The organism is Acinetobacter sp. IK23, from assembly GCF_035615275.1.
Lineage (GTDB): Bacteria > Pseudomonadota > Gammaproteobacteria > Pseudomonadales > Moraxellaceae > Acinetobacter > Acinetobacter seifertii.
The window spans coordinates 99,173-113,209 of the sequence record NZ_JANBNX010000002.1; the positions used below are offsets into that span (position 1 = coordinate 99,173).

14 protein-coding genes are annotated in these 14,037 nt (G+C 38.4%); 12 read left to right on the plus strand and 2 right to left on the minus strand.

The window, feature by feature from the left end; all coding sequences use genetic code 11:
- Window positions 1-74: 74 nt before the first annotated feature.
- Together MSG95_RS02395 and MSG95_RS02400 are read right to left on the minus strand one after the other, a co-directional pair.
- Window positions 75-1,385, minus strand: coding sequence for a peptidylprolyl isomerase (locus MSG95_RS02395; RefSeq protein ID WP_019458981.1), 1,311 nt, complete (start codon window positions 1,383-1,385; stop codon window positions 75-77).
- A complete protein-coding gene (locus MSG95_RS02400) occupies window positions 1,385-3,820 on the minus strand; it encodes an LPS-assembly protein LptD (protein WP_077165491.1) in 2,436 nt (811 codons plus the stop codon). Before MSG95_RS02400 ends, MSG95_RS02395 begins: the two co-directional genes overlap by 1 nt.
- A 120-nt stretch (window positions 3,821-3,940) precedes the next feature.
- On the opposite strand from MSG95_RS02400, the gene MSG95_RS02405 reads away from it, so the two are divergent.
- The 12 genes from MSG95_RS02405 (at window position 3,941) to MSG95_RS02460 (ending at window position 14,034) form a co-directional block, all read left to right on the plus strand.
- Window positions 3,941-4,954 carry an aminoglycoside phosphotransferase family protein gene (locus MSG95_RS02405; protein ID WP_324624583.1) on the plus strand — a complete coding sequence of 338 codons (1,014 nt, stop codon included), beginning with the start codon at window positions 3,941-3,943 and terminating at the stop codon, window positions 4,952-4,954.
- Window positions 4,954-5,643 (plus strand): N-acetylmuramate alpha-1-phosphate uridylyltransferase MurU, encoded by a 690-nt coding sequence (gene murU / locus MSG95_RS02410; protein WP_077165446.1) that lies wholly within the window; start codon window positions 4,954-4,956, stop codon window positions 5,641-5,643. The genes MSG95_RS02405 and murU overlap by 1 nt, the downstream gene beginning before the upstream one ends.
- A gap of 87 nt (window positions 5,644-5,730) precedes the next feature.
- Complete coding sequence (rsmG, locus tag MSG95_RS02415) at window positions 5,731-6,363, plus strand: 16S rRNA (guanine(527)-N(7))-methyltransferase RsmG (RefSeq protein WP_004702003.1); 633 nt, start codon at window positions 5,731-5,733, stop codon at window positions 6,361-6,363.
- Window positions 6,364-6,384: 21 nt separating this feature from the next.
- Complete coding sequence (locus MSG95_RS02420; RefSeq protein WP_004702001.1) at window positions 6,385-7,167, plus strand: ParA family protein; 783 nt, start codon at window positions 6,385-6,387, stop codon at window positions 7,165-7,167.
- On the plus strand, window positions 7,164-8,051 hold the full coding sequence (locus MSG95_RS02425) for a ParB/RepB/Spo0J family partition protein (RefSeq protein WP_049063485.1): 888 nt from the start codon (window positions 7,164-7,166) through the stop codon (window positions 8,049-8,051). Before MSG95_RS02420 ends, MSG95_RS02425 begins: the two co-directional genes overlap by 4 nt.
- Before the next feature lie 49 nt (window positions 8,052-8,100).
- Window positions 8,101-8,736, plus strand: coding sequence for a MotA/TolQ/ExbB proton channel family protein (locus MSG95_RS02430; RefSeq protein WP_324644941.1), 636 nt, complete (start codon window positions 8,101-8,103; stop codon window positions 8,734-8,736).
- A gap of 15 nt (window positions 8,737-8,751) precedes the next feature.
- Window positions 8,752-9,180, plus strand: coding sequence for an ExbD/TolR family protein (locus tag MSG95_RS02435; protein ID WP_004701995.1), 429 nt, complete (start codon window positions 8,752-8,754; stop codon window positions 9,178-9,180).
- Window positions 9,177-10,904 (plus strand): lipid A export permease/ATP-binding protein MsbA, encoded by a 1,728-nt coding sequence (gene msbA / locus MSG95_RS02440; protein WP_077165448.1) that lies wholly within the window; start codon window positions 9,177-9,179, stop codon window positions 10,902-10,904. Before MSG95_RS02435 ends, msbA begins: the two co-directional genes overlap by 4 nt.
- A gap of 2 nt (window positions 10,905-10,906) precedes the next feature.
- On the plus strand, window positions 10,907-11,917 hold the full coding sequence (gene lpxK, locus MSG95_RS02445) for a tetraacyldisaccharide 4'-kinase (protein WP_077165449.1): 1,011 nt from the start codon (window positions 10,907-10,909) through the stop codon (window positions 11,915-11,917).
- Between the two features lie 9 nt (window positions 11,918-11,926).
- Window positions 11,927-12,688 (plus strand): 3-deoxy-manno-octulosonate cytidylyltransferase, encoded by a 762-nt coding sequence (kdsB, locus tag MSG95_RS02450; protein ID WP_077165450.1) that lies wholly within the window; start codon window positions 11,927-11,929, stop codon window positions 12,686-12,688.
- 11 nt (window positions 12,689-12,699) lie between these two features.
- Window positions 12,700-13,680, plus strand: a complete 981-nt coding sequence (locus tag MSG95_RS02455) for a hypothetical protein (RefSeq protein WP_077165451.1) — start codon at window positions 12,700-12,702, stop codon at window positions 13,678-13,680.
- A 12-nt stretch (window positions 13,681-13,692) separates the two neighbouring features.
- On the plus strand, window positions 13,693-14,034 hold the full coding sequence (locus tag MSG95_RS02460) for a PilZ domain-containing protein (protein ID WP_001183024.1): 342 nt from the start codon (window positions 13,693-13,695) through the stop codon (window positions 14,032-14,034).
- Window positions 14,035-14,037 lie beyond the last annotated feature (3 nt).

The following is a 14,037-nucleotide window of genomic DNA, read 5'->3' on the forward strand; positions in this document are numbered from 1 at the left end:
TTTTTTTATTAGCTGGATTTTTATTCATAAAAAAACCTGTGATAAACACAGGTTTTAATAGCGGTGAGAAGAACTTACTTTGGTAAGTTCTTCTTGTCGAGGCTAGGATCTTTAATTTCTACATAGGCATTAGCACGTACTTCACGTAACCAGCTATCAACTTCGGTGTTGAATTGACGCTCACCTAGAATTTGACGTGCCATACGCTCTTGATATTCATGAGTCATATCTTTTTCGCGTTTGTCTGTCACTTGTAGGATATGCCAGCCAAATTGAGTTTGGAAAGGTTCACTAATTTGACCTACAGGAATTTCCTGCATTTTTTTATCAAACTCAGGAACCATCATACCTGGTGTAACCCAGCCTAAACTACCGCCATCACGTGCTGAACCTGTATCGTTTGAATAGGTTGCTGCAAGTGTAGCAAAATCTTGTCCTGCTTTTAATCGCTTGTAAATGCTATCAATAATTTGTTTCGCATTTTCAGGACTAACGACTTCAGACGGTTGAATAAGAATATGGCGAGTTTGATACTGTGTTACTAAAGCTTTTTGTTCATTTTGCTTACGTTCTAAAAGTTTTAGAACATGTACACCATCACGTACAGAGATTAGATCAGTTGTTTGACCTTCTTGTAGCGGAGTAATGCGCGCAGCAAGCTCAGCTGGAATGTCCGAAAGAGGGCGGAACCCCATATCTGCACCTTCAACTTTCGCACTTGTAGTTGAAAGCTTTTTGAGTGCATTTAAGTCATTACTTTGAGCAAGCTTCGAACGAACTTCTTTGGCTACACTCTGAACTTCTTGAGGGTTGTCCCCAGAAATTCGCATGTGAATCACATGTACTTGATTGCCAAGAGCTGCTTGTCCCTGAGGTGACTTTAAGAAATTGTCAACATCTTGATCGCTAATTTTAATGCGAGACATTACTTGTTGTTGACGTAAGCGATTGATTGCTAAATCTTCACCAATACGGCTACGTAAATTTTCATAAGTACCTGGTGCAATAGCATCTAACTTTTGTTGAAATGCTTCTAAGCTTTTGCTACCAGATTGATTTGCTACTTTAAGTACTGCTTCATTTAGACTTTTCTCATCAGGCTTAATGCCATAACGTTTTACTTGTTCAAGTTGAGCTTGACGTAAGATAAGTTGATCTAAAACCTGAAACTGTAGGTATTGTTGAGGTGGTACTTCTTTTTTTTGCGCTTGCAATTCATGGGTGGCTTCAGCCATTCCTTGTTCAAGATCACTTTTTAAAATTACGCTATTGTCCACAATTGCCACAACTTCATCCGCGGGTTGGGCAAAACTATGCATTGATGAAGATATTAATACAGCAAGGGTTGTTGCTTTAAAAAACTGTTTAAGATGCTTTGTCTTCATTAACGTTGTGTCCAAGATTGATTAATTTTGTTAAAACCTAACACGCGATTTTCGAGTAAAGATGCAAGTTTATTGTTTAAACCGCCTAAACCTTTGAGGGTAATTTCAGCCATGATCGCACGTTTTTCACTAACATTTGAAGCTTTCGGATCATCTAGATCGTTATAGTAAGATCGACCATAGACTGAGATACCCCAACAGCATGATTCGTAGTTGACACCGAGTAAAATTTCACGGGCAACATCATTATCGATGTCATATTGTACGTGGCCCATAATACGCCAATTGTCTTTAATTGGTTGTATAAACGATGCAACAACTTGGTCGTAAGTATTTTGGCGACCAGGAATGTTTTTACGATAGAAGTAACCTAAGTTGTAAAGGTTGCCTTTGTCGCCTGTATAGTAAACTTGGAAGTCTCTCTGGGCGTTATCACCATTTGACATCCATGCAGAATTGGCTGCAATCGTAAAGTTTTGGCTAAGTTGGCTTGTTAAGCTTACGACAGGACCAGTATTACGTTCTGTATCAATCTCATCTTGTTCGTTTAAAGTAACGCGGCGATCTTCAAAGTAATAACTTTGTCCTACACTTGCACGCAAACGTTCTAAGCCTACCGTGTCAAAAAGACTATAACTTACACCTAGTGATAAGAAGTTGTTGTCTTCAAGGCGGTCATGCCCATAAAAGCGGTATGGGTTAAAGAGTTGATCGTAATTAACCGATGCTGAAGTCGAGTCGAAGTTTGGATAATCGTCTTGGTTCTTGTAAGGCGCATACGCATAAAATGCACGAGGGGTAATCGTTTGTAGGTATTTACCTTCGCGTTCAAAAGTTAAACCACTGTCCAAAGTAAACTGAGGTACAACGACTGATTTATTTTCCGATCCACCAGGGTTATTTAATTGAGTATCTTTATCATAGAATGTTTGGACAGAACGTACAGAAACTTCAGGAATAACAAAGGCTGATGGTGTTCGATAGTTATAACGTGTTGCGAACTGGTTATAAATACGCGTACCACTACTTTCCTGAGCAGAACCGTCATTAATTGATTTTTTAAAGTATGCCGTATCGTTATTAAATTCGTATTGTAATCCCTGTGGGTTACCAGTGACATAATTTAATAAAAACTGTGGTAAACGTGCATAAGGTTTATTTGCATCCAAAATTGTTGGATCTAGTGTTTGGAAGTCTTCAACTTTAAGCTGCGCTTTTAAGCCAGGAATACCGTGCTGATAGTTAAGTTCCCAAGCTCTACGTAAATTTACATCGGTTTTAGAGTTTGGGCTGTTATCTAAATCAGCAAAATAATCTTTATCCGATGCATAACGATATTCAAGATTGGTTGACCACTGATCGTTAATATCCCAGTTATGAAGGAAGTTAAAGTTTTTACGATCTTGATCATCGTATTTTTTATCAGATGGAAGTATACCGCCCCATATCTGACCTGAGCCGAAACCATCAGTTAAATATCTAAATGAACCTTGGAACATAGCACCACGGTCAGCTAAATAACGTGGAGTCACGGTTGCATCGTAATTAGGTGCGAGGTTTAAATAAACCGGTACTGAAAGTTCAACACCACCATCGTTTGAGAATCCAAACTGGGGGGTAAGGATGCCTGTAGTTCGTCGGTCATCAATTGGGAAATTGAAATACGGAACGGCTATAACAGGAACATCTTTAACATAGATTTTTGTTCCACGCGTAACACCGCGACCTGTTTCCTGATTTAGCTCAATTTTATTGGCTTGGATCTTCCATGCAGGTTTTTGACCTGGAGGGCAAGTGGTATATGTTGCATCGTTAAGAACCATCACATTTGGAGAGGTTTTTTCGATTTTTCCAGCATGACCATGGGCATGTTGTTGTTCGGCAATATAAAAACTATTGTCTAAATTACCAGTCTGAGTCTTTAGATTGTAATCAATTTCGTCACTTTGAGAGAGTAAGCCACCTTGAGCCAACTGTACTCGACCTTTTGCATGTGCAAATGTTTGAGTTTTATCAATAGTCACTTTGTCGGCACGAACCGTACGACCTTCTTGATCAATTACCACATTTCCTTCTAACACCGAGTCGCCAGCAGGGTTGTAATGACCATAATCAGCCGTAACGACCGAAGTGGTTTTATCTGCATCTAACGCTTTGGTTTCAGGATTAATAGGGGTAATCCAAGTTCCTTGACAAAATGCCGAACTCAAATATTTATTATTGCGCAACTGCGCCTCAGGTGCAGATTTATCAACATAATATTGTTGAAAGAATTCCTGTCCTGGATAGGCTTCCTTAATACTCGCCTTAAGTTGATTATTGTCTATGTTGGAGACAACATCAGCTGACTCAGCATAACTTGATTGTATGGAGCCACTACATAAGAGCGTAAAAATAGCGGTCGCTAAAGGATTAAATTTAAACTGATGCTTCATTGTCTCATTAACCAAGTATGCTAATTCACAATTAATTATTGTCGCATCATAGAGAAAAAGTTTATAAGTGGCTACACTTAACACTTCAAAAATCTCAGCTTGTTTTAGATTTTATTGCAAATGAATACACAACGTGAACAATTGATACATACATGGCTTACATCTGTTCTTGAAAATGATCAATTTCAGATCGCTTTTTTAGCAGGTGATGCGAGCTTCCGTCGTTATGCTCGCATTCAGTTACAAAATAAAACATATATGCTTATGGATGCGCCTCCTGAAAAAGAAGACTGTGTTCCGTTTGTGACGATTGACGAATTTTTTGCGGATAATGGAGTTCGGGTACCCCAAATTATTGCAAAGGATCTTACTCAAGGTTTTCTTTTGTTAGAAGACTTTGGGGATGTACTGTTATCTACATTATTAAATGATGAGACAGTAGATCAGTATTATGAACAAAGCTTTAAGCAGCTCGTTCATTTGCAATCGATTAATGGCACTGACAATTTTCCAACTTATTCTTATGAAAAGTTAATGTCAGAAATGCACCTGTTAACAGACTGGATGTTGCCATCACTTGGAATTCATCCAACGGCTGAGCAAAAGAAAATTATTGATAATGCTTTTGATTTTTTGGCTCAATCAGCACTAGCTCAACCTCAGGTTATTGTACATCGCGATTTTCACAGCCGTAATTTGATGAAGATTGCAAGCGAAGACGAATTGGGTGTAATCGATTTCCAAGATGCGGTTATTGGGGCCGATACATATGATTTAATCTCGATTACACGTGATGCATATGTGCAGTGGAACGCTGAGCATGTTTATCAATGGTTTAAAGTTTTCTATGAGCTTTTACCAGCCTCTGCTAAACAAAACCGAAGTTTTGAGCAATTTAAACGTGATGCTGATTTAATGGCAATTCAACGCCATATCAAAATTTTAGGTATTTTTGTCCGCTTGTTTGAGCGAGATGGTAAGTCTGGATACCTAAAAGATTTACCGCGAGTGATGTGGTATTTACTTGAGGAAAGTCGTGGTTACGCTGAACTTGAAGAGTTCATGTCATTTGTAAATAACATAGTGATGCCTAAGTTTATCGAGAAATATGGTAGCTATGAGGTAGCAGCATAATGAAAGCAATGATTCTTGCTGCAGGTTTGGGTAATCGTATGCGTCCACTCACGCTATATACGCCAAAGCCTCTGCTTGAGGTAGGCGGTAAGCCACTTATTGTGTGGCATATCGAAAAACTTAAGAAAATTGGTGTGACTGAAATAGTCATCAATTCTGCGTGGTTGGCTGATAAGCTGATTAGTAGTTTAGGCGATGGTTCTCAATTTGGTGTGGACATCCGTTGGACACGAGAAGAAGAAGGTCTTGAAACAGCTGGCGGCATTATTAATGCTTTGCCACTACTTGGAACGGATCCTTTTATTCTAGTGAATGGTGATGTTTGGACCACTATGGATTTTGAAGCTCTGTGCGATATTAAGCTAAATGATGATTTAGCACACCTTGTATTGGTTGATAATCCTAAACAACATCCTGAAGGCGACTTTACATTATTGGATGGGCGCGCTTTTGCATTTGATCAATATGTGAAGGGTGAGAATCTAACTTTTAGTGGTGTGTCTGTTATCCATCCTAAGCTTTTTGATGGATTGGAACCTGGTAAACGTCCTTTAGCTCCACTATTGAAGCAATCAATGCAAAATCAAAAGGTATCCGCTGAAAAGCTTAAAGGTGCATGGGTAGATGTAGGGACGCCAGAGCGCTTAATGGAGCTAGATTTGCAAATTCGTGAAGGCTTCTACGATTAACTGCGTAATCCCTAATCGTTAAATAGTGTTCCACGATGCATAAATGGGTATACTTTGTTTTAAATTTTACTTAGATGTTATCTGTTTATGCATCCGTTTTTTCAAGAGTTACAACAGGGTAGTCAAAAATTAGGTTTATCGCTTAGCGATGAAGCTTTGGCGTTATTGTTAAAGTATCAAGATGCTTTGGTACTTTGGAACAAAGCTTATAATCTAACAGCGATTCGTGATCCGAAAGAAATGTTAGTGAAGCATTTGTTAGATAGCCTAAGTATTTTGAAAGACTTACCAGCAGGGCGCTTGCTAGATGTAGGTACAGGTGGTGGCATGCCAGGCATGATCATTGCTTTATGTCAGCCGGAACGTTCTTGTGTATTGCTTGATTCAAATGGTAAGAAAATTCGCTTTTTGAAACAGTTTATTGCTGACCTTAAGCTTAAAAACGTAGTAGCTGTGCAAACACGTGTTGAAAATCAAGAAACAATTGATGAGCTTGGTCAGTTTGATGTGATTACAAGTCGTGCATTTGCATCACTAACTGATTTTGTTGATGCTGCGCGTCCATATTTACATGATCAGAGCATAATTGCTGCAATGAAAGGACTCATTCCATTTGAAGAAATGGAAGAGCTTAAGCAGGAGTTTTCATGTAAAGTGATTGAACTGCATGTACCAAGACTTGATGAACAACGTCATTTACTTTTACTTCAACGAATTTAAATAAAAAGTATTAGGGTTACCATGGCTCAAATTATTGCGATTGCAAACCAAAAAGGTGGTGTTGGTAAAACAACGACTGCAGTAAATCTTGCAGCGTCACTAGCTGTATTGAAAAAACGTGTGTTACTTGTCGATATAGATTCGCAAGGTAACGCAACGATGGGGTCTGGAATTCAAAAGAATGATCTGCTTTATTCAATTACTGATGTTTTATTGGGTGAAGTTCCAATCGAAACAGCAATTCAAAAGGCAGAGGTTGGATATAAGGTTTTAGGCGCGAACCGTGAGCTTTCAGGCGTTGAGCTGGCAATTGCGGAACAAGAAGGACGTGAATTCATTTTAAAGAATGCACTAAATGAAATCAGAAATTCATTTGATTACATTATTGTTGACTGTGCACCTAGCTTAAGTTTAATTACAGTAAATGCCTTAGCGGCGGTAGATAGTGTAATCATTCCTATGCAATGTGAGTACTACGCATTAGAAGGTTTGGCAGATTTAACTCAAACTATCGATCGTATTCAAAAAGCTTTAAATCCTGATTTAGAAATCATTGGTGTGTTACGTACTATGTATGATGCACGTAATGCTTTGACACGTGATGTATCAGCTGAGTTGGAGCAGTTTTTTGGTAAAAAACTCTACGATACCGTGATTCCACGTAACGTTCGATTGGCAGAAGCGCCTGCACATGGTTTACCAGTTATCTATTTTGAGAAAAGTTCTAAAGGTGCAGTTGCATACTTAAATCTTGCAGCTGAGATGTTAAAGAAAAGTAAAGTGAAGAAAGGAAGTAAAGTATGAGCATCAAAAAACGCGGATTGGCGAAAGGACGTGGTTTAGATGCATTACTTGGTTCAATTCAAAAAGAAAAATTACAACTCGAAGCTCAAGCGCTTGATCATGGTCAATTAAAGCAAATTGATGTGAATTTGTTGAAACGTGGTGAATATCAGCCACGTCGTTTTATTCATGAACATGATTTGCAAGAGTTAGCATCATCTATTGAAAAGCATGGGGTAATGCAGCCAATCGTTATCCGTCCTGTAGATGATGAAGCTCATCCTTACGAAATCATTGCAGGTGAGCGTCGTTGGCGTGCTGCACAAATTGCCGGTTTAACTGAAATTCCTGCAATTGTTCGTGATTTAAATGACCAAGTTGCCATTGCTTTAGCGCTGATTGAAAACATCCAGCGTCAAGATTTAAACCCTATTGATCAAGCCTTAGCATTGCAACGTTTTCATGATGAGTTTGGTTTAAGTCATCAGGAAATCGCTGATACTGTTGGTAAAGCAAGAACAACTGTGAGTAATTTACTGCGTTTATTAAGCTTGGCTGATGATATTAAAGAATTTATGCAACAGGGCCAGCTTGATATGGGGCATGCTCGTGCCATTTTGACTTTAAAAGGCAAAGAGCAACTTGAAGTTGCCAAAATTGTTATCGAAAAAGGATTATCTGTTCGTCAGACTGAACAGTTAGTGCGCGATTGGAATGAGCCTAAACAGGAAAAAGAAAAAACTCCTGTTGCACCAGACATTGAGCAATTAACGCAAAAATTATCTGAGCGATTTGGTGCCAATGTTAAAATTGATCATAACCAGAAAGGTAAAGGTAAGCTTGTTATTCATTATCATTCACTCGATGAGTTAGATGGTATTTTGAATATTTGTTTGCCAGAGTAATTCTAAGTAAGGTCATATATTTCTAATTTATATTCTTGGGGAAGAAAATATGTGGGAACTTGTGAAAGCGGGCGGCTGGTTAATGCTGCCTTTAATTTTGTGTTCAATTTTAACGGTCGCTATTAGTATTGAGCGTTTTATACGTTTAAGACGTTCGCAAGTTTTGCCCAAATTACTGATGAGTGATGGTAGTGCAGATGTTTCTCATATCATCACAAGTTTGGAGCAGGATACTGCTGCCCAAAACACAGCATTAGGAAATATTCTAAAAGCTGGTTTTGAGCATCATGAGCATGGTGAGCAGTTTGCTCGAGCACAAATGGAAGCAATCGCTTCTCAAGAAATTTCTTATTTAGAAAAAAATATTAATTTCTTGGGAACTTTGAGTGCGATTGCACCATTACTTGGCTTGCTTGGGACAGTTGTAGGGATTATTGAGTCTTTTCTAGTGATTGATTTTGGTTCGGCAGGTAGTCCAAGTCTAATGATTCCGGGTATTTCAAAAGCGCTAATTACGACCGCCGTTGGTATGCTCATTGCAATTCCTGCTCTTATCTCATATCGCTATTTTCAAAGAGTAGTACAAAACTACATTGCGGAATTAGAGCAGCAGTCTACACTCTTTCACGCATCACTGTTTTACAAACGCTCTTCTGTTGCTCAAGAACACCGTCGTGTTGGTTGATGGATAGGGAACAATATGAAGTTTAAACGTTCTCAAGTTGAAGATATTCATATCAATCTGACGCCGATGATTGACTGTTTGTTGTTTATTTTAGTGTTTCTATTGTTATCTACTACTTTTAACCAGCCCAGTCGTATTAATTTAACATTACCAGATGCGCAAGGCGTCCCACCAAAACAGTACGATCATAAAATTGAAGTCGTGGTAGACTCTAGCGGTCATTACGCTGTCAACGGTCAGGCATTGTCTACCAAAGATATAGCAGATTTGAGTACTGCAATTAAGCAAATTGCTCAAGAGCGCCGTGATTTTATGTTTATCATTGCTGCTGATGCAAAAGCGTCTCATCAGGATGTTATTCGTGTTATGGATGTAGCAGGACAACTCGGTTTTGTTAACATCAATATTAGTACCAAAGTTCCTTCTAGAGGTTTTTCTGAGTGAATCAAGATTTTAAGGTTTATTTGCGTCTCATATCTTATTTAAAACCTTATTGGGGCGTGGCCTTATTAGTTCTTATCGGATTCGGTATGAACTCAGCAACAGAGGTTTCAGTTGCTAAGCTCATTAAATTCATTATTGATGCAATTCAAAATTCGAGTAGAGCGGATCTGGATTGGTTCCCTTTACTAATTATTTTATTAGTATTTTTCCGTGGTCTTGGCCTATTTATGGGTGGCTACTATACTGCTGTTATATCTCGTAGTTTAGTTTTTAGCATTCGCCAAGAGGTTTATGCAAAACTTTTAAGATTGCCAGCCCAGTATTATCTCGATAACTCTTCGGGACATATTACAGCCAAAATTATGTATAACGTTGAACAGCTGACGGCTGCTTCATCTGAATCCTTAAAAACCATCGTTCGAGATGGCATGATTACTTTGGGATTGTTGGGTTATTTGTTTTATACAAATTGGCGTTTGACTATTTGTATCATGGTTTTTTTACCGATTATTGGTATTTTAGTACGCAAAGCATCAAAAAGAATGCGCAAACTTTCACTGCAAGTACAAGACACTATGGGTGATGTCAACCATGTAGTGCAAGAAAGTATTAGTGGTAGTGCAGTTGTTAAAAGTTTCGCAGGTGAAGAGTCAGAACAAGAGCGTTTTTATAAGTCATCTGAAGAGAACTTAAAACGCGGTTTAAAAATGGTGATTGTACAAAACCTGAATAGCCCCGTTGTTCAAGTAGTCATGGCTTGCGCAATGGCTCTTATTGTATGGTTGGCTTTGAGACCGCAAATTTTAGGTAATACAAGTGCTGGTGAGTTTGTCGCGTATATTACGGCGGCTGGCTTACTTTCTAAACCTGTCAAAAACTTAACTGATGTCAATGAGAAGTTGCAGCGTGGTTTGGCGGCAGCACATTCAGTTTTTGAATTATTAGATTTACCAGAAGAAGAAAACAGCGGTCATCTTCAACCTAAGTTGCAAGGTGCAATTCGTTTTGATCATGTTGTACTTAACTATGCTGATGGCACTCAGGCGATTAAAGACTTTTCTTTAGATATTCGCCCAGGCGAAACTGTTGCATTGGTAGGGCGTTCTGGTGCTGGTAAAACCTCTTTAGTGAACATGTTGGTACGTTTCCAAGAAGTCTCAAGTGGTCAAATTTATTTAGATGATCTACCAATACGTGATATTGAACTTTCAAGTTTACGTACACAAATTGCAATGGTAAATCAGCAAGTTGTTTTGTTTAACCGAACAGTACGTGAAAATATCGCTTATGGTCAGTTACATGATGCAAGTGATGAACAAGTGGTAGCGGCAGCAAAAGCTGCTTACGCCCATGACTTTATTATGAACTTACCAAATGGTTACGATACTGTCTTAGGTGCTCAAGGCTTAAACTTGTCTGGTGGTCAACGTCAACGTATAGCAATTGCTCGCGCAATTTTGAAAAATGCGCCAATTCTTATTTTAGATGAAGCGACAAGTGCGCTTGATAATGAATCTGAGCATTTTATTCAACAAGCATTTGATGAAGCGATGCAAGATCGTACAACGATTGTGATTGCGCATCGTTTATCAACAATTGAAAATGCAGACCGTATTGTTGTGTTAGATCGTGGACAAATTGTTGAACAAGGTACTCATCAAGAATTACTTGCTAAACAGGGTGCTTATCATCAATTACATCAGCGTAATTTTGAGGACAACTAAGCATGTCTTTAGCCCAGCTCATACAAAATGCATGGAATAAACAATCAAATTGGTTGGTTGTTTTGCGTCCATTATCATGTTTGTACCGTGCTGGGTTTTTATTGAATCGTCATTTTTATAATTCAGGTTTAAAAAAAATCTATGACGCGCCTGTACCGGTCATGGTGATTGGAAATATTACAGTGGGCGGTAGTGGCAAAACGCCATTATTAATAGAACTGGTTAACTACCTAAAACAACATAACGTAAGAATAGGGGTAATTAGCCGAGGCTATGGGGGAGCTGGTCCTTTTCCTATGTTGGTGACATCAGCTAGTCAGGCAGCTGAAGCAGGAGATGAACCTGCTTTGATTGTACAGTCAACAGGCGTTCCTATGGCTGTAGGGCCCAATAGACAATCAGCAATCGAGTTATTATTAGCATCAACAAAACTAGATTTAATTATTAGTGATGATGGTTTGCAACATTGGGCATTAGGTCGTCAAATAGAATGGATTGTGCTTGATCAAAATCGTGGCCTTGGAAATAGAAAGTTATTACCAGAAGGCTATTTGCGTGAACCTGCTGAACGTTTAAAAACGGGTACAGTAATCGAACATGCATTTACCCCTTCAACAGCAATGCATATGCATTTGGATGCAGGCCAACCTTACTTGTTGAATGTTTCTTCAGCAATTGAGTTATCATTTAATATTCAAAATAATTACCATGCAGTAGTTGGTATTGGTTTTCCTCAGCGCTTTTACCAAACACTTAAAGGTTTAGGTATAAACCAATTTCAAGAGCATGCTTTTCGTGATCATCATGATTACGTTATTGATGACCTTGTATTTAATGATGACCAACCTATCATTACGACTGAAAAAGATGCGGTTAAGTTGTTACCGTTACTCGAAAAGCATCCAGAATTTAAACGGCCTATTTGGGTCGTACCTGTTAAAGCTGTTTTGTCTGAAGAGTGCTATCAGGTTTTAAATCAGCAATTGCAAAAGCTTGATATTCAAATATCTTAGGAAGAAAAAATGAAACACATCGTTATTCCAGCACGCTTCTCAAGCTCGCGTTTGCCAGGTAAGCCATTGTTACTTATTCATGATCGTCCTATGATTTTACGCGTAGTAGATCAGGCAAAGAAAGTTGAAGGTTTCGATGATCTGTGTGTAGCAACCGATGATGACCGTATTGCTGAAATATGCCGTGCAGAGGGCGTTGATGTTGTTTTAACAAGTGCTGAACATCCATCGGGAACAGACCGTTTAAGTGAAGTTGCTCGTATTAAAGGTTGGGATGCGGATGACATTATTGTAAATGTACAAGGTGATGAGCCTTTACTGCCAGCTCAACTTGTTCAGCAGGTTGCTAAGCTTCTAGTTGAAAAACCAAATTGTTCAATGTCCACATTATGTGAGCCTATTTATGCTTTAGATGAGTTTCAGCGTGACAGCATTGTGAAAGTGGTTATGTCTAATCAAAATGAAGCTTTGTACTTTAGTCGTGCAACTATTCCTTATGATCGAGATGGTGCTAAACAAGCTGAACCAACTTTACATAGCCAAGCATTTCGTCATTTAGGTTTATATGCTTATCGTGTGAACTTGTTACAAGAATATGTTACATGGGACATGGGTACACTTGAAAAGCTAGAAAGTCTTGAGCAATTACGTGTTTTAGAAAATGGGCACCGTATTGCTATTGCTGTAGCAGAAGCGAATTTACCGCCAGGTGTTGATACTCAAGCAGATCTTGACCGTCTAAATAATATGCCTGTTGAGTCTTTTGAGTAAGTGTTAATTTAATGAATCAGAATGTGACTTCTAAGGTTTATCCGTGGCAACAGACAATGTGGGAAACGTTAACAACACGTTTTCCCAATATTGGGCATGGCTTATTATTTTATGGTAAACAAGGTTGTGGCAAGCATGCTTTTGCTAAGCATTTCTTAGCGTGGGTACTTTGTTTAAATAAACAACCTCACGGTGCTTGTGGTGAATGTAGTAGCTGTCAATGGCTAAAGTCAGATACGCACCCAAACTATGTTCATATCACGACTGATGAAGAAAATAAAAAACAGAATGCAAAAATTAAAATAGAAAAAATTCGAGATCTATTGCCATTTGTCCAGCAAACTGGTGAAGGATGGCGTGTTATTGTTATTGAACCAGCCGAAGCTTTAAATCTTGCATCATCAAATGCACTGTTAAAAACTTTAGAAGAACCTGGTGAGCGTGTTGTTTTAATTTTGTTGGCTGATCACTATTTGAAATTACCAGCTACCATTCGAAGTCGTTTACAGCATTTTGCTTTAGACCGTATTTCATATGAGCAGGCAACAACTTATCTAAATGAGCATTTGGCTGAAATTGCGTCAGTGCCACCTGAATTATTGTTAGGTCTTTCTAATGATATGCCTTTGCAAGCAGTCGAAATTGCCACTAGTGATTGGTTTGCGAAAAGACAGTTCTTTTTAGAAGACTGGACTAAGGTAGTTCATCAAAAAAACATGCCTTTATTTTATTCGGCTAAGTGGCAAAAAGAGCTCAACTTTAGTGATTTTATGATGCTTCTTGAGTACTTGTTGGGGGATTTAATTTGTGTCAAGCTGAACCAGCCGCAGAAAAATATTGATTTACAATTTGATCAATTGGCACAAAACTATAATTTAGAAAGCTTATTCAGTCTTTATGAGGAATTACAGCAATCTAAAAGATTGGTTGAACAAAATGTACAAACACAACTCATCACAGATCAACTTTTTATAAAATTAATGAACGTTTAAGGGGAAACTATAATGCAGCCACAAATGGGTGGAATTATTCAGGTCAATATTCCTGATAGAGCAACCTTACAAGCAAGCTATATGGGATATGTGCAAGGTGGGGGCTTATTTGTGCCATCAAAGCAAAAAGTGAAGATGGGCCAAGAAATTTTTATTTTAGCTACGTTACCAGAACAATCACAAAAAATTCCTTTAACTGGTAAAGTAGTGTGGATTTCACATAAGCAAAGTGGTTTTAAGCCTCAAGGTTTCGCAATTCAATTGAGTGGTGATAAAGGTATTTACTATAAAGCTGAGGCTGAACGGATTTTAGCTGGTAGTATGTCTTTAGATCGTCCAAGTTATACCATGTAAGCA